Source organism: Lactococcus cremoris subsp. cremoris KW2 (genome assembly GCF_000468955.1).
Lineage (GTDB): Bacteria > Bacillota > Bacilli > Lactobacillales > Streptococcaceae > Lactococcus > Lactococcus cremoris.
The window spans coordinates 1,685,698-1,701,733 of sequence record NC_022369.1; the positions used below are offsets into that span (position 1 = coordinate 1,685,698).

The 16,036-nt window shown below is 35.6% G+C and carries 17 protein-coding genes and 1 tRNA gene; 1 reads left to right on the top strand and 17 read right to left on the bottom strand.

What is annotated here, in order from left to right; all coding sequences use genetic code 11:
* Positions 1-266 precede the first annotated feature (266 nt).
* Positions 267-947 (top strand): GntR family transcriptional regulator, encoded by a 681-nt coding sequence (locus tag KW2_RS07945; RefSeq protein WP_011676494.1) that lies wholly within the window; start codon positions 267-269, stop codon positions 945-947.
* Between the two features lie 64 nt (positions 948-1,011).
* On the opposite strand, the gene uriT is transcribed toward KW2_RS07945, so the two are convergent.
* From uriT to KW2_RS08030, 17 genes are all read right to left on the bottom strand, one after another.
* A complete protein-coding gene (gene uriT, locus KW2_RS07950) occupies positions 1,012-2,442 on the bottom strand; it encodes a uridine transporter UriT (protein ID WP_021037589.1) in 1,431 nt (476 codons plus the stop codon).
* Between the two features lie 363 nt (positions 2,443-2,805).
* A complete protein-coding gene (locus KW2_RS07955) occupies positions 2,806-3,111 on the bottom strand; it encodes a bacteriocin immunity family protein (RefSeq protein ID WP_011834820.1) in 306 nt (101 codons plus the stop codon).
* Between the two features lie 4 nt (positions 3,112-3,115).
* Complete coding sequence (locus KW2_RS07960; RefSeq protein ID WP_021037590.1) at positions 3,116-3,340, bottom strand: garvicin Q family class II bacteriocin; 225 nt, start codon at positions 3,338-3,340, stop codon at positions 3,116-3,118.
* Positions 3,341-3,343: 3 nt separating this feature from the next.
* Positions 3,344-3,619, bottom strand: coding sequence for a hypothetical protein (locus tag KW2_RS07965; protein ID WP_021037591.1), 276 nt, complete (start codon positions 3,617-3,619; stop codon positions 3,344-3,346).
* Positions 3,620-3,884: 265 nt separating this feature from the next.
* Entirely contained in the window at positions 3,885-4,859 is a 975-nt protein-coding gene (locus KW2_RS07970) for a substrate-binding domain-containing protein (protein ID WP_021037592.1), read from the bottom strand.
* A gap of 11 nt (positions 4,860-4,870) precedes the next feature.
* A complete protein-coding gene (locus KW2_RS07975) occupies positions 4,871-5,818 on the bottom strand; it encodes an ABC transporter permease (protein WP_011834766.1) in 948 nt (315 codons plus the stop codon).
* The gene (locus tag KW2_RS07980) at positions 5,815-7,293 is read right to left on the bottom strand and encodes a sugar ABC transporter ATP-binding protein (protein WP_021037593.1); all 1,479 of its coding nucleotides are present in this window, start codon (positions 7,291-7,293) and stop codon (positions 5,815-5,817) included. Before KW2_RS07980 ends, KW2_RS07975 begins: the two co-directional genes overlap by 4 nt.
* A gap of 18 nt (positions 7,294-7,311) precedes the next feature.
* Positions 7,312-7,710 carry a D-ribose pyranase gene (gene rbsD / locus KW2_RS07985; RefSeq protein WP_011834764.1) on the bottom strand — a complete coding sequence of 133 codons (399 nt, stop codon included), beginning with the start codon at positions 7,708-7,710 and terminating at the stop codon, positions 7,312-7,314.
* 4 nt (positions 7,711-7,714) lie between these two features.
* Positions 7,715-8,635: a ribokinase gene (gene rbsK / locus KW2_RS07990; RefSeq protein ID WP_021037594.1), complete on the bottom strand. Its 921-nt coding sequence runs from the start codon at positions 8,633-8,635 to the stop codon at positions 7,715-7,717.
* A gap of 10 nt (positions 8,636-8,645) precedes the next feature.
* Entirely contained in the window at positions 8,646-9,629 is a 984-nt protein-coding gene (locus KW2_RS07995) for a LacI family DNA-binding transcriptional regulator (protein WP_021037595.1), read from the bottom strand.
* Between the two features lie 134 nt (positions 9,630-9,763).
* Positions 9,764-11,059 carry an adenylosuccinate lyase gene (gene purB / locus KW2_RS08000; RefSeq protein ID WP_011676545.1) on the bottom strand — a complete coding sequence of 432 codons (1,296 nt, stop codon included), beginning with the start codon at positions 11,057-11,059 and terminating at the stop codon, positions 9,764-9,766.
* Positions 11,060-11,273: 214 nt separating this feature from the next.
* The gene (gene aroD, locus KW2_RS08005; RefSeq protein ID WP_021037596.1) at positions 11,274-11,963 is read right to left on the bottom strand and encodes a type I 3-dehydroquinate dehydratase; all 690 of its coding nucleotides are present in this window, start codon (positions 11,961-11,963) and stop codon (positions 11,274-11,276) included.
* 96 nt (positions 11,964-12,059) lie between these two features.
* Positions 12,060-12,131, bottom strand: a tRNA-Gln gene (locus tag KW2_RS08010).
* A gap of 104 nt (positions 12,132-12,235) precedes the next feature.
* Positions 12,236-12,439 (bottom strand): DUF2969 family protein, encoded by a 204-nt coding sequence (locus tag KW2_RS08015; RefSeq protein WP_011676547.1) that lies wholly within the window; start codon positions 12,437-12,439, stop codon positions 12,236-12,238.
* 243 nt (positions 12,440-12,682) lie between these two features.
* Complete coding sequence (trxA, locus tag KW2_RS08020; protein WP_003129442.1) at positions 12,683-12,997, bottom strand: thioredoxin; 315 nt, start codon at positions 12,995-12,997, stop codon at positions 12,683-12,685.
* Positions 12,998-13,093: 96 nt separating this feature from the next.
* Positions 13,094-15,424, bottom strand: coding sequence for an endonuclease MutS2 (locus KW2_RS08025; protein WP_021037597.1), 2,331 nt, complete (start codon positions 15,422-15,424; stop codon positions 13,094-13,096).
* Between the two features lie 43 nt (positions 15,425-15,467).
* Positions 15,468-16,028 carry a CvpA family protein gene (locus KW2_RS08030; protein ID WP_011834758.1) on the bottom strand — a complete coding sequence of 187 codons (561 nt, stop codon included), beginning with the start codon at positions 16,026-16,028 and terminating at the stop codon, positions 15,468-15,470.
* Positions 16,029-16,036: the final 8 nt, after the last annotated feature.

Genomic DNA, 16,036 nt, shown 5'->3' on the forward strand with positions numbered 1-16,036 from the left:
TTTGATTTTTGACTTGCCCTACTTGATCATTATCCCCTTCAATCCATTGTCGTGAAAGACAAAACAAAAAAAGGAATAGACGATGTATACCTTTAACAAAAACGTCCCTTTTAGTCATTTTCAACTCTGACATAACGGAACATTACCCTAAGTAAAAGCTAATAAAAAGAGGAAATTTATTGACCTTGTTTCACTCGGTCAGAATTAAAAAAAGGCTCACAGCTTGAAACCTTGTTTCGACCTACTGGCTGTGCTATAATTACAGAATGAATGAATTGAATTTTAATCTACAGAATCAAGCCTATAAGCAAATTACAGGTAAAATTCTCCGGAATGAATATCGTCCTGGACAAAAGATTTCACAAAAAAATATCGAAATTGATTTACAACTCGGTCGAACGCCTGTCAGAGAAGCGCTTCTTCGTTTACGCCGTGATGGACTCATTTATAGCATTCCTCAATCAGGAACTTACGTCACAAAAATTGATTTAGATGCAGCAATTAATGCTCGATTCATTCGAGAAAACCTTGAAGCTAAAATAGTTGCTGAGGCAGCTTCTTTAAATAATAGTCTTTTGCTAAATCAAGCACGTGATGCCATTGAACTTCAAGAAAAATATGCTGCCAATGCTGAATATCACAATTTTTTTAATGCTGATGAGGAATTTCATAAAACCTTTTATTTGATGACCAATCACGCTCAGGTTTGGGACTGGCTTCAAACCATTAATATTCAATTCAACCGATTCCGTTGGCTGCGTCTTGCGATTTCTGATTTACCATGGAATACCCTGATTGAACAACACAAGGAAATTCTAAAGGCCGTCGAAAATCACGATGGAGAAAAAGCCGTTGCTGCTGCTGCCAAGCACTTACACTTAATGTTTGATGAAGAAATGGCAGTTTTAAAAGCTTTCCCAGAATACTTTGATAATTTACCAGAATAAAAAAACTCTGCCGGAATTCCGTCAGAGTTTTTTGATGAGTAATGAATTGATATTTATTCAAGGTTTATTTTACAGTCTTAGAATCTGGAATCAAAAATGAAGTAAAGAAAGCAATAATAACAAGAATCAATCCTGTGACAATCCCAGAAATATAACCAGAACTGCTTTCACCAACACTCGTATGTAAAACTGTTGGTACAGCATATAAAATAATGAAGCTGAGACCAGCTCCCAGATTAAACATTCCAGCATTTAATCCCGGAAGATAGCCTGGATTATCATCTGGTGAAAGTACAATTCCGAGACCATTTAACATAATATTTGTTATCCCAGCATAGGTAATCCCAATGAAGGTAGATACCAACAATAAAAGCCAGATTGAAGGTTGTAGCACTCCAGCAACAGCCAAAACTATTCCGATAATCGTCGTTAAAAGCCCCACTCGAAGGACCTTCGCAAAACCAAAGCGAGCGGCCAAGAAGCCTGAAACAGGACCAAAGAATAAGCCGGCAAGCGCATAAGGAGTAAGGGTGACAAGAGAAACCATATCTGCCCCAAGTCCCAAACCAAACTTACCATCTTGACCTAAAGCTGGAATAATTCCATTCATAATTGCAAAAACACCAGTCATTGTTAATAGAGTTGTAATTAATAATCCCCATGTTCTTCTTTGCTTCAAATAATGAATAGGGACCATCGGATGGTTCACTCGTTTTTCCACTTGCCAAAATCCAACGAAACAAATCAAACCCAAAAGAGCCAAGATTGAGGCTAAAAGCCAATTGGGAAGTCCAAGATTTCCAAAACTTCCTTGCAAAGCATTCACCGCACTTAAGAGAGCACCCATTGCTACTACTAAAAGGATGACTCCAGTCCAATCCATTTTTGGCGTATCTTTTGCAGTTGACTCTTGCGTTCCAAAACTTACTAAAAGAATAGCAAGTGCTGCCGTAATTCCCATAACAAAAAATACAGAACGGAAACCACCATGGCTCACTAACCAGCCACCTGCTAAGGCATCAACTCCAGCAATTCCACCATTAATTGAAGTGAGTATAGCCATTAATTTTGCATATCTCTTCTCATCACGCACTTTCACGTGCAAGATGATTAAACAAAGTGGAACTACAGGTCCAGCAGCACCTTGTAAGATACGACCAATCATCAAAATTCCTACATTAGTCGCAAATCCAGAAATAAGACAACCAATCATTGTCAAAGTAAGCATTCCAATCAGAACTTTTTTTCGTCCAATTAAATCTGCCAAACGAGGCAAAAACAAAGCAAATAAGGCCGCAGCTGTAAAAAAGATGGTTTGTGTCAGTGCTATAGACGAAGCTGTCGTATGTAATTGAGCCTGCATGGTAACCAAAGCAGGCGAGAGCATTGAAGCATTAAGCTGAAAAGCAAAGATTGCTACCAATAGGGCAACCATTAAAGCCACTATTGAGCCCACATTATCACTAGATTTTTGAGGAACAGTATTTTCTCCCATTTTTTCTCCTTTTTTTAGAGGATAAACTCTCTTTATGTTTCGCAACCTTAAAAGAGCCCCAGCTATCTATTATATTATAAATTTTACTTTTTGCGAAGTTTGAAAAGGCGACTTGGACAAATTTCTTACTTTAAGTCATGTTAACTCTCCATTATTTTGGATAACTTTTATTTGTGCCAGACATCTATTTTACGGTAAACAGTGTCACTATTCTTATCGGATAAATTATTATATAGATTTTTTTTAAAATCTTTTATTTAAATCTCAAGTTTTTATAGAAAAAACAGCCAATATAAAGCTGTTTTTCATCAATTCATCTCATCTTACAAATACTTACTTTTCTTATCTTGAATCTGGAACCTTCTAGAGGTCATATCCTGCATTTATCCCAGCCACTCTTGGAGTACCAAGGGGAATGTTTTTACTAATATAATCCTTTAGACTATTATATAAAACCGAAGTGTCTTTTGATAGTCTGGAACTTATAGCCTCTCTTTGAAAAGAGGCGACCATTCTATTTGCGACTGAAAGAGAGTAGACTTTATTTTCTAATTCCTTACGTCCCAATTGAACAATTTTTCTTTCCCTATCTTTAATATTAGGATTTAAAGCATAATTATAAAGGATTTCTAAAAACTCTTGATCATTAGATATAGCAAATTTTTCCATAGAGTCACAACTTTCCTGAAGGTCCCCCTGTTTGAGGACCAAAACCAGCTCCTGCCGAGCCCCATCCATTAGCAAGTACTCCAGCAACCGCACTTACTGGATCCTTAGTGACATGATACACGTATTTCTTATTCCAATTGTCATAGGCAAGATATCCATTTGCACCATTCATTATTTTTGTAAATTGAGGCTCTTTTTTCGGTGCTGACTTTTTGTTAGTAGTTACCATTTTTTATCCTCCATTAATAAGAGATTTTTTTGTTTTTGTTAGCTCTTTTATCACACGATTAAAAATCTCAGAAGAGGTAAGTTCTGGTTCAAACATTGTTAATGATTCAATATTCTTTTCTATATAATCTTTCAAACGCTTTGAAGATTTATCAGATAATTCTCTCTCACTTTCTAATTCCTCATTGATGATTTCAGCTAAATTTTTGTAAGCTTCCGTCTGTTTTTCTATGGCTTTAAGCGCGAGTACTTTTTCCTCTTTGATTTTGTTTTCTGACATATATAATCACCTCTTATAAATGAGATATAATCGACAATTACATTATAACTCTTTGGTTACTAAATTACAATAAAACAATTTTTAAATTACTTTGTTATTAAAAAACAACATTATAAATTGATGTAATTTTTTATACCCATAGCCTCTATTGATTCTGCTCCTAAATATTTAATTTATTGTGAATATTTTATGCCGTACTACCTGTATCAGCTTGTACTTTTTTAATATAAAAAACTCTATCCTAGCGACAGAGTTTTTTTACTTTTTACCATTTGTGTTCATCAACATTATCTTTATCCACAAGATAAATTGGCGAATTAATCACTGAAGCAATTTTCTTTCCTTGATAATAATCATAGGTAGCTTGCAAAGCCATTTCACCAATTTTAGCTGGTTGTTGAGCAATTGTCGCGGTCATCGTTCCTGCTTTTATGGCATCATGCGTCTCAGATTCACCATCAATTCCAAAAATAGCAATTTTTTGCCCACTTGCTTGAACAGCCTTAGCTGCTCCAAGCGCCATTTCATCATTTTGTGCAAAGATTGCTTGAACATCTTTATGAGATTGCAGCATATTTTGAGTGGTATTCAAACCAGTAGTCCGGTCAAAATTTGCAGATTGACTTGATAATATATTTAATCCTAAGGTCTTAGCTTCACTATTAAATCCTTTTCCACGGTCTATAGTTGCTGAAGCACCTGGTGTTCCTGAAAGTTCGAGAACTTTTACATTTTTCCCAACCAATTTTTCAACCGCTTGAGCAGCCATTTTACCTGCTGCAACATTATCAGAAGCCACCGTTGTTAAAACAGTTCCACCATTTGCTCCTCTATCCATAGCAATTACTGGAATATGAGCATTATTGGCAGCTTTAATCGCTGGGACAATAGCATCAGAATCAACAGGATTAATTAAAATCGCATCTACATTTTGACTGATGAAATTTTGGACATTATTAAGTTGAGTTGCCGAATCATTTTGAGCATCAGAGACAGTTAATTTTGTATTTTTTTCTTTGGCCATTGATTTTATGGCATTGTTCATCGAAACAAAGTAGGGATTGTTCGTTGTTGAAATAGAAACACCAATATTTAATTCATTTGCTTTCTTGTGTGCGACCTCTTCTACTTTTTCTTTTCCATCACGACCGGGAATTCCGGTATAAAGACTACATGCGGTCAAAGTTGAGACTGCTAAAGTAGCTACAAGGGTAAAAGTTAATTTTTTTACTAATTTCATATTCAACTCTCCTATTTCCGTTTGCTACGAATGACATCGATAAGAACCGCAACGAGAATAACTAATCCTTGGATAACTTGTTGCCAAAAGGCTGATACACCGATAATATTTAAGCCGTTATTTAGAACGCCAATGATTAGTACCCCAATCATAGTTCCAAACATCCGACCTTTCCCACCCATTAAAGACGTTCCACCAAGGACAACCGCAGCAATCGCGTACATTTCATAACCAGAACCTGCTTGTGGCGTCGCTGATGATAAACGAGAACTGATGATTAAACCAGAAATTGCCGACATCGCTCCAGATAAAGTATAAATTGCGATTTTTACTTTATTGAGCTTGATCCCTGAAATATAAGCTGCTTTTTCATTTCCACCAAGAGCATAGACTGATTTACCAAAGGCTGTTTTATGAAGTAAAATCCATAAAATAATGAAAACAAGAATCATTAAAATAACAGGGAAAGGAATTCCTAGTAGATAACCTTGTCCAATATAGGCTAAGAAATAGCCATCCATGTGTTTAGTAATTGGATTACCATCAGTAAAAACAAGTGTTGCTCCGCGATAAACCATTTGAGTGGCTAAAGTTACAATGAAAGGTGCCAGTTTTCCATAGGCAATAAGTGCCCCATTAATCGCCCCGAGAAAGGCTCCAATAATTAAGGCACAAAGTACGGCAAGTGGCAATGGCATTCCTTGGGCAATAAAACCTGCAGAAACTGCACTTGAGAGGGCTAAAATTGCACCAACTGACAAGTCAATGCCAGAAGTCAGAATTACAAATGTCATCCCGAAAGCAATAAAACCATTGGCCGTTACTTGTAAAAGCAAATTGAGTAAATTATTTGCCGTCATAAAGTTGGGATTGATACATGTAATGATAATCATCAAGACAATTAGAGCAATCATTGTCGTTAAAGAACTGAATTTTTGAGCTAAAACTTTCACACTCATTTTCCTCCTGTTGCGAGCTGCATCACATTTTCTTGTGTTGCTTCTTTTTTATTTAAAAACCCGGCTATTTTACCTTCATGCATGACTGCAATTCGGTCAGCGACACCAAGTATTTCAGGTAAATCACTGGAAATCATAATGATTGGAACCCCACGTTCTGCTAGTTCATTCATCAATTGATAAATCTCTCGTTTGGCTCCTACATCGACTCCACGTGTTGGTTCATCTAAAATTAATACTTTAGGTGCAATTCCAATCCATTTAGCAAGGACAACTTTTTGTTGATTCCCTCCCGATAATGAGCCAACCATTTGTTCTTCATCTGTTGCTTTAACATTGAGTCGCTCAGAAAGTTGTTTAACGAAAGTTGTTGCAGTTTTATCATCGAAGAGTCCGTGATGAATAAAGTCCTTTGTACTTGGCAGAGTAATATTATCTTTTATTGAAAAATCAAGAACAAGCCCTTCATCTTTTCGGTCTTCGGTTAAAAAGCCAATTCCTGCTTTGATTGCTTGTGCTGGGTTATTGATAGTTAGGCTCTTTCCATTAATTTTTATTGTGCCTGATTTTAGCTTGTCAATTCCAAAAATTGCTCGCATGACCTCGGTTCTACCAGCTCCCATGAGTCCTGCAAAACCAAGGATTTCACCTGAACGAACTGAAAAGGAAATATTTTTAAAGTCAGCTGTGGATAAATTTTCTGCTTCGAATACAATTTCTCGAATTTCAGCATTTTTTTGGGGATAATAATCTGTAATTGAGCGACCAACCATTTTCCGAACTAACTCATCAACATTTGTCTCTTTTGTTTTTTTAGTATCGATGACCAAACCATCACGCATAACTGTCACACAATCGGTAATCTTAAAAATTTCTTCCATTCGGTGAGAAATATAAATAATACCAACGCCTTGTGCCTTAAGGCCTGCAATAACAGAAAATAAACGTTCTGTTTCTCTTTCTGTCAACGCGGCTGTCGGTTCATCCATAATCAAAATTTTCAAATCAGATAAAAAACTTTTAGCAATTTCAACCATTTGTTGCTGACCAACTGACAAGTTCCCGATTTCTTTATCTAAATCAATAGTTACTCCCAATTGTTCAAAAGCAAAAGTAGCTTTTTTACGCATAGCTTTTGTATCTAAAATACCAAATTTATTTTTTATTTCTCGACCAAGAAAAAGGTTCTCTAAGACTGTTAAATCAGGCCATGTATTCATTTCCTGATGAATAAAGCTAATGCCAAATCCTTCTGCCTCTTGAGGATTCTTGAAAGTTTTATCCTCCTTATCAATCTCAATTTCTCCACCAGAAGCTGGGAAAAGTCCAGTCAGAATATTCATTAGCGTGGATTTTCCAGCACCATTTTCCCCCATTAAGGCATGAACTTCTCCAGAATTGATAGTTAAATCAATTGCTTCGAGAACTTTGTTGGTTCCAAATGATTTAGAAATGTTCTTCATTTCTATTTTCAAAATTGACTTCCTCCTTTTTCACAAAGCAACACCTGATTGTAAAATAATATTAGAATAAGGTGTATTTTCTCCTGTTCTTACAACTGCTTTGACATCATGATTCATTAATTTTAAGGTCTCATGACTGACAAAAACAACTTCAACATCTGCTGACAGCTTTGTCAGTAAAATTTTTAGCTGCTCAGGATTATTTTCTTTTATCTCGTCAGCAAGATAAATCTTTTCAACTAGAATATTTTCTAAATAAATATCCAAAACTTCTTGAAAAGTAGGTTTCCCACGTGTCAGTGCTAAATCAATTTTTTTGACACCTGATGGTACTGGTAAGCCTAAATCTCCAATACAAACTTGGTCAGTATGTCCCAAATCATCAGCGATTTTTGCAAGCTCACTATTCAATATTCCTTCTTTTTTCATAAATTCAAAGTCCTTTCTTTTCCTTATAAAAATTAAGATTAAGCTCTTTTAATTTATCTTCAACTTCTGCTAGACTTGGCATTCCACCTTGAGCACCAAATTTATGAATAGATAAATGGGAAGCAACCACTGCCAATTGGATAGAATCAGCGATTGATAGATTTTCGGTCAGTCCAAAAGCAAAAGCTCCATTGAATGTATCCCCTGCTCCCGTCGTATCTACCACTTTAGCTTTAATTGCTGGAATTTTTTGAACCTCATTACCATCATGGAAAATCACTCCTTCACTTCCTAAAGTGACAATCAGGCGATTCGCATATTTAGCAAGAATTTCCTCCAGAGGCTCATTCGGAAAAAGCTCCTTACATTCGTGTTCATTGGGCGTGATGTAATCTACAAATTCAATCATTTCTAAATCCGTTTTTCTTGCTGGAGCTGGATTATAAAGGACTTTTATCGCATTTTCTTTACAAAATTTAGCAACTGCAAGGTTAGTTTCATGAGGGATTTCATTTTGTAAGACCACAAGTTGACTGTCTTTAATTTTCTCCCAGAAATTCTCTAAATAATCAGGAAGGACTTCATTATTGGCCCCAGGAATAATGATAATTCGATTATCGTCATCAAATAAAGTAATTTGAGCAATCCCTGTCGTTTGTGGTACCGTTCCCACATCGTCAAAAAGAACAGCATTTTCTTTGAAGTTTTTTAGAATAGTTTCTCCAAAAGCATCATTTCCAACTGCTCCAATCATATTTACATCACGGGGAGCTAATCTAGCAAAAGCAACGGCTTGATTTGCTCCCTTGCCACCAGGAACCATCGCAAAATTTTCTCCAAAAACTGTTTCACCTGCTTGTGGAACTCTTTTTGTGCTTGTCACTAAATCCATGGAAATACTTCCTACAACACTTACTTTTGTCATTAATTTTTCCTCATTCTTTTCCTTTTTGTCGAATTGTTTCACGCGCTACATAATGAACAGGTAGCTCAATCTTTGATTTCTCAATAGGCTGATCAGTTGCTATTTTATAAATAAGTTGAGCCGCTTCAAGTCCCATTTGGTAAGCGGATTGATGAATAGTTGAAAGGGCTGGATAAATAAATTGGCTCATTTGTATATCATCATAACCAATAATTTGAATTTCCTCAGGAATCTTCTTATCTAATCGATGGATTTCATGAATATAAGCCATGGCGTGAATATCTGACGGTGCAATGATACTATCAAAATTTTCCTTATTAGCAAGAACTTCTCGCGCCTCTTTCTGGATTTCTTCAAAATCATAACTTTGACTGTAAAAGGCTTTAAAATCAACTTTCTTTTCTTTTAAATAAGCAATACTTGCTTTAAAACGATTATTAATATTTGTGGCATTCAAAGGGCCACTAACCACAGCAACATTTTTGGCTCCAGCCTCTACAATAACTTTTGCTGCTAAGCGTCCGCCTGATTCATTATCCGAAAAAACACCATAGTTACTTTTATGTCCAACTCGGTCCACAATGACTGATGGAATATCCAAATCAGGAAATTCTTCTTTAAAATCATGAGTTGAAATAATACCTGCCGCATTACTTTGTAAGAGGACTTTCAAGTAATCATGTTCTGATTGATGATTTTCACCAATATTACCAAGCATCACTCGATAGCCTTTTTCTTTTAAAAATTCTTCTGCCCCCTTTGCAAGCATGGGAAAGAAGGGATTGGAAATATCTGGCAAAAGCAAACCAACGAGTTGATTCTTCTTTGTTTTTAAAGACTGAGCAGAGAGGTTAGGGGTAAAATTTAATTTTTTTATCGCTTCTTCTATTTTCTTTCTGGCTTCATCACTGACATACCCATTTTGAGCAATGAAACGCGAAACTGTAGACTTTGAAAGACCTGCTTCAAGTGCAACTTGTTTAATTGTGGCCATGGCTTCCTCCTTTCAACTGTGGGAACGTTCTCACATTTACATGTATAATTGTATCCGTTTTCATTTATTTTGTCAATCCTTTTTATATTTCGTTTTAATAACAAAAAAACCTACTTTTCAGTAGGCCTTTTAAATTAATCAAAGACACGGTTAAAAATTTCATCTACACGAGTCAAATGATAGTTATAATCAAAAGCTTTATCAATATCTTCATCATTCAAATAGTGACGAATTTGTTCATTTTCTTCAAGCAATGGTCTAAACATGACTTGCTCATCCCATGATTTTGCAGTCAATGGTTGAACTAAATCATAAGCAGCTTCACGAGTCATTCCTTTTTCAATCAACATTAACATAACATGTTGACTGTAAATCAAACCAAAAGTCGCATCCATATTTCGTTTCATATTTTCTGGAAAGACCGTCAAATTTTTAACAATATTGCCAAAACGATTGAGCATATAATCTAATAATTCTGTTGTATCTGGGGCAATAATCCGTTCAGCAGAACTGTGAGAAATGTCCCGCTCATGCCAAAGGCTAACATCTTCAAGAGCTGTAATCGCATGTCCACGAATAACACGAGCAAGTCCTGTCATATTTTCAGAGCCAATTGGGTTACGTTTGTGTGGCATTGCTGAGGAACCTTTTTGACCTTTAGCAAAGAATTCTTCAACTTCACGTTGTTCAGATTTTTGTAATCCACGGATTTCAGTCGCCATGCGTTCAATAGAAGTCGCAATTAACGCCAATGTTTGGAAGTATTCTGCGTGCAAATCACGTGGCAAAACTTGTGTTGAAATTTCTTGTGGACGAGTTCCTAATTTTTCACAGACATAAGCTTCAACAAATGGAGGAATATTGGCAAAAGTTCCCACAGCACCAGAAATTTTCCCAGCTTCAACAGCTTTAGCCGCATGTTCAAAGCGTTCAATGTTCCGTTTCATTTCGCTGTACCAAGTGGCTAATTTCAAACCAAAAGTTGTTGGTTCTGCATGAACCCCGTGTGTACGCCCCATCATGACCGTATACTTATGTTCCAAAGCTTTAGTTTTCACAATTTCTGTGAAATTTTGCAAGTCTTTGCGTAAAATATCATTAGCTTGTTTGTAAAGATAGCCATAAGCTGTATCCACAACATCTGTTGATGTCAGACCGTAATGGACCCATTTACGTTCTTCACCCAATGATTCACTGACAGAACGTGTGAAAGCTACCACATCATGACGAGTTTCTTTTTCAATTTCAAGAATGCGTTCAACATTAAAAGTTGCCTTTTCACGAATTTTTTTCACATCAGCTACTGGGATTTCTCCAAGCTCTGCCCAAGCTTCATCTGCAAGAATTTCGACTTCAAGCCATGCTTTATACTTGTTTTCTTCTGACCAAATTTCTGCCATTTCTGGACGTGAATAACGACTAATAACCACTTTTTACTCCTTTTGTTACTGACATAATTTCCTCGGTGCTAGCCCTTAGAGCTGTCAGTAAATTATTCCTATATTTTTAATCTTCTAATGAACGAAACGTCCTTTTTCACTAACTATTATATCATTTTCAAGTCTAATGCCTTTGGAGATTTCTGTCAATATTAATAAAAGTAAAAATATTATCTGTCAAAACCGAACAATAAGCATTCAATCCTTAAACCAACTCATTTTCTAAAAGATCCAAAATCTCTACTGTTTCCTTTAGTGAAATTTGCCCAGGAGCGCTTGAGTTTTCCAGACTTGCAAAAGTCCAACAAGAGCCAGTCAAATAACCTGAAATTCTTGAAAGACGTCCCAAATCACCCATTGCCATACTGATAAAATGATTTCCATATTCTAAAGTCATATCGCGAGTAATCTGCAATAAATCAAGCACATCACATTCACGTTCAGGCATCACAGCCACTTTCACAAAAGCCGTTCCTTCTTCATGCATTTTAATCAAACGACTGGTCAAATCGGTCGGAACTTCATCAAAGTTATGATATGAAAGGACAATTTTTTCGCGATAATTCTTTAAAGCAGCAAATGAAGGCCCATGACTGAAATATTCAACATCAATATAATCTGGATCAAACTTTAAAATTTCTTGTAAAATCTGTAAATATTTTTTCTCAGAAACCTGAATATTTCCACCTTCTCTGACCGTTCTTAAAGTAAATAGAATCTTGCTCTCTTTAAATTTTTCAAAGAATTTAGGGGCCATCTCAAAAATATCATCTGCTGACAAAAAATCGGCACGCCATTCAACAATATCTGCTGAATGATAATCACTGACAGAAACTTTCTCAAGCTCTGTTAACTCTGTCAGCATTATTGGAACAACAATTTTTGTTCTTCTCATAAACTTCTCCTTACATTTTCATAAATGCTTTCCCCTATTCTAGCATATTTTAGTAAAAAGAAAAAAGGAAACAACGTTTCCTTTAAAGTTTTTTTACTGGGGTAGCTGGATTCGAACCAACGCATGAGGGAGTCAAAGTCCCTTGCCTTACCGCTTGGCTATACCCCAAGATCGCTTGATGACGACAAGAAATATTTTACCAAAAACCCTCATAAATTTCAAGTTTTAACTTATTTATTTCAAAGAAATATCAATAATTTTTTATAATCTCTTTAAATTGAAAGATTATATTCCTTGATTGCTTCTTCTAAAGCAGCCTCAAATGAAGACACTGTCGCAATTTCTTTTCCAGAAAGACTGACCACAAAATTTCCTGATTTTTCTTTAATTTCAGCAATTGTTTTTTTCCCACTTTTGATAACAGCTCCATCAGCTGTATCAATGATTTCAAGTTCTGTATCTTTTTTCTTTGACATCTCAAACTCCTTATCGTTTTTTTAAGCTCTATTTCTAAGTGCTTAATCTTTGATTTTTGAAAATTTTCTTTCTCAATCATAGCATTTTTCAACCAATTTGTCACGTTCATATTACTGACAGACTTTCCAGCAAAAGTAGGACTATAGCACAGTTTTACTAACAGAATTTTCACAATAATAGAAGATAAAAAAAATACTGACAGCCTTTATTTCAATAAGAAAAAATTCTGTCAGTAAATTTTATTATGATAATTCAGCAATCACGGCTTTAAGTTGAGCTTTCGTTTGAACCCCAACAATACGTTTTACTTCTTCACCATCTTTTTTGAACATCAATGTTGGAATAGACATAATTCCAAATCCTTGAGCTGTTGCTGGATTTTCATCAACATCCATTTTGCAAATCTTAAGTTCTGATTCATCAAGTTCTTCTGAAAGTTGTTCCAAAATAGGCGCTTGCATACGACATGGACCACACCAAGTTGCCCAAAAGTCAATCAAAACAAGCCCTTCTTTTGTTTCTTCATCAAACGTTGCATCAGTAATATTATATTCCATTATATCTCCTTCATTGAAATAATTTTCTTCAGTAAGACTATTCTAGTGTAAATCACTTAAAATTTCAAGGAAATAGATTTTCAGATACTTTATTTTTTATTTCAAAATGGCAATGGTTGCTCCAGAGCCTCCAGCATTGATTGGCGCATATTCATAAGATTTGATATGACGATGTTTTTGAAGTTTTTTCTGAACCATTTCTCGAATGACACCTGTTCCAATCCCATGAACAATCGTAATTTGAATTAGATTTGCAAGTAAAGCCTGATCAATATAATTGTCCAATTCCAGTTCTGCTTCTTCATAACGCATCCCACGTAAATCTAGCTGTGCTTTAACCTTAGAAGTTACTTTTTTGCTGACATTTTTAGTTTTTGCTTGAATTTGTTCAGGAGTCTCAATGACTTCAAACTCTTCTTCACTTAAACGAGTAGTAATTGAACCCATTTGGACTGTCCAACGGCCATCTTTTTCTAAACGAATCAATTTTCCGCGCTGACCATAAGAAGTAACATTGACCTCAGCCCCTTGCTTAAGTCCTCTTTGTGCCTTGGCTTTTTTCAAAACCTTGTTTTTAGAAAAATCAATGGTTGGCGCTAAGCCCTCAAGTTCTTTTCTAGCAGCGATGATTTCATGGGGCTTTAATGCCGCTTTATCATTAAGATTTTTCAAGATTTCTTGAGCCTCAAGACTCGCTTTTTTAACTACTTCTTGAGCTTCTTTTTGGGCTTTTTCTAATTCAAAGTCACGTTCGCGGTTAATTTGGTTATAAACTTTCGTCAAATCTTTATGTAAACTTTGATTTTCTCGTTCAATTTTTTTGATATTTCTTGAACTTTCAATGACTTCACGCGTTTTTTCTTCCAACTTTTCAATCATTTGATTGACATCATGTTCGCTCTCAGAGATTTGTTGGCTGGCCTCAGAGATAATTGTTTCAGGTAAGCCCAATCGTCTAGAAATCTCTAAAGCATTTGAACGTCCTGGCACACCAAGTTGCAAATGATAAGTTGGCTGCATTTTATCAATGTTAAATTCCATACTGGCATTGATCACTTGCTGCGTTTCCACACCATAAGCTTTCAGCTCTGGATAGTGGGTACTTGCCATTGTTTTAACATTTCGTTTTCGTAAATTTTCAAGAATGGCAATCGCAAGTGCTGCCCCTTCTTTCGGGTCAGTCCCTGCTCCAAGTTCATCAAACAAGACCAAACTATTTTCATCAGCCTGAGCTAAAATTTGTACAATATTCGTCATATGACTTGAGAAAGTTGACAAACTTTGTTCAATGGATTGTTCATCACCAATATCAGCAAAAATGTCATCAAAAAGATGAATACGGCTGCCATCATCCGCTAAAATTGGCAAACCTGATTGAGCTAAAATAGTAAGTAAACCAACTGTTTTCAGGGTAATAGTTTTACCACCTGTATTCGGCCCCGTAATGACAATTGTATTGAGTGTTCTGTCAAATTTAATATCATTTGCCACAACCATTTTTGCATCAATCAAAGGATGACGAGCGGCAAACAAGATAATATCTTTATCATGTGTTAAAGCAGGCAAGCTTGCCTTATTAGCTGTCAAATAAAGATATTTTGCCCGAACAAAGTCAATATGTCCAATCAGCCAAGCATTTTGCCGAATATCAAAACTATAAGGTTTTAATTCTTCAGCAAGTTCTCTATAAATTCTTGTAATTTCTTGTCGTTCTTCAATTCGTTTTTGATTAAGCTTATTATTAAGTGAAACTACCGCATTCGGTTCAATATAAAGCGTTTGACCAGAAGCGGACATATCATGAACGACTCCGGCAATTTTATTTTTATTTTCTGCTTTTACAGGAAGAACTTGACGGTCATTTCGAATAGTGATGACATTTTCACTCAAAGATGAGAGATTTTTTGTCAGCATTTCTTGCATAATTTTACGAATTTCTGACTGATGACTCTTGATAGAGGCACGAATGTGCATCAATTCCAGACTTGCATTATCGTAAAGACTACCGGCATTATCAAAGATTTCTAATTTCTTAATCAGCCCTGATAAATCAACCAATTTTTCTAAAGTAATATTTAGTGATGGTGTTTCAACGTTTTCAGCTTCATCAAAAAAACGTTGAATATTGATTCCAAGTTGAATCACTTTTTTTATTTCAACAAATTCTTTTCCTGAAAGACTCGCTTCAAGCTCCAAGCGTCGCAGAATCTCAGTTAAATCATTTGTTTTCCCTAAATTTAACAAACCATTTTCTTGAGTCAATAAGCGAAAATCAGCAACCTCATCAAAAAGGAGCTGAATCTTATCTTTATCGGTCAAGGGGACTAAATCAGATAATTCTTTCTGACCCTGCGCTGTCGTCAAAGCATTCATAAACTGCTCTTTGACTTTATCATATTCCAATATTTGGAGAATTTTTTTATTCATTATAGTTATATTTCAATTTATTTTTGTAGATTTATCCCTAAACTTATCCGAGTGGATTAATATGGACAATATTTTCAATAAACAGGTTTTGCAAGATTCCTGATGAAATCGGTGTGTGTAAAACCATAAAACGTGCTAGAAAGCTAGCATCCAGCTGACTTTGTACAGTGGCAATTGGAACTAAACTAAGTGCCGTAAGTAGCATTTGTAATCCGAAATAAGTTGCTGCAAAGCCTAAAACTCCAGCAATAATCTTCCCGTTTTTTCCTAAAGGACTGAGTGCAAAATGCAAAAAGAGACCAATAAGACGAACAATAAGATAAACGACTACAAAAATTGCCAAAAAAGCTATACTCGCATAAAAGGCTTCATCTAATTGGAAAAGAAGTTTATCACTAAAAAGCAAGAGATGTGAATTTTGCGTCGCATTAGAGAAAGGAACCCAAACACTGAGTTGTTGAGCTAATTCTTTATAATTATTTGCGGCAATAAAGGCTGCAAGTAAGGTTCCCAAACTATAAATGACTTGTAATATCAAGCCTCGTGAATAACCAACCATAAAAGCCCAAATCAAGGCCACTAAAATAATCAAATTTAATATCATAAAAATTC

Bases quoted from the DNA above. Each gene is read 5' to 3' on its own strand.
- KW2_RS07970 (WP_021037592.1), bottom strand. From the start codon at position 4,859: ATGAAATTAGTAAAAAAATTAACTTTTACCCTTGTAGCTACTTTAGCA.
- rbsK (WP_021037594.1), bottom strand. From the start codon at position 8,635: ATGACAAAAGTAAGTGTTGTAGGAAGTATTTCCATGGATTTAGTGACA.
- KW2_RS07955 (WP_011834820.1), bottom strand. From the start codon at position 3,111: ATGGAAAAATTTGCTATATCTAATGATCAAGAGTTTTTAGAAATCCTT.
- KW2_RS07960 (WP_021037590.1), bottom strand. From the start codon at position 3,340: ATGGTAACTACTAACAAAAAGTCAGCACCGAAAAAAGAGCCTCAATTT.
- uriT (WP_021037589.1), bottom strand. From the start codon at position 2,442: ATGGGAGAAAATACTGTTCCTCAAAAATCTAGTGATAATGTGGGCTCA.
- KW2_RS07975 (WP_011834766.1), bottom strand. From the start codon at position 5,818: ATGAGTGTGAAAGTTTTAGCTCAAAAATTCAGTTCTTTAACGACAATG.
- KW2_RS07995 (WP_021037595.1), bottom strand. From the start codon at position 9,629: ATGGCCACAATTAAACAAGTTGCACTTGAAGCAGGTCTTTCAAAGTCT.
- KW2_RS08025 (WP_021037597.1), bottom strand. From the start codon at position 15,424: ATGAATAAAAAAATTCTCCAAATATTGGAATATGATAAAGTCAAAGAG.
- KW2_RS08015 (WP_011676547.1), bottom strand. From the start codon at position 12,439: ATGTCAAAGAAAAAAGATACAGAACTTGAAATCATTGATACAGCTGAT.
- KW2_RS07945 (WP_011676494.1), top strand. From the start codon at position 267: ATGAATGAATTGAATTTTAATCTACAGAATCAAGCCTATAAGCAAATT.
- rbsD (WP_011834764.1), bottom strand. From the start codon at position 7,710: ATGAAAAAAGAAGGAATATTGAATAGTGAGCTTGCAAAAATCGCTGAT.
- aroD (WP_021037596.1), bottom strand. From the start codon at position 11,963: ATGAGAAGAACAAAAATTGTTGTTCCAATAATGCTGACAGAGTTAACA.
- KW2_RS08030 (WP_011834758.1), bottom strand. From the start codon at position 16,028: ATGATATTAAATTTGATTATTTTAGTGGCCTTGATTTGGGCTTTTATG.
- trxA (WP_003129442.1), bottom strand. From the start codon at position 12,997: ATGGAATATAATATTACTGATGCAACGTTTGATGAAGAAACAAAAGAA.
- KW2_RS07965 (WP_021037591.1), bottom strand. From the start codon at position 3,619: ATGTCAGAAAACAAAATCAAAGAGGAAAAAGTACTCGCGCTTAAAGCC.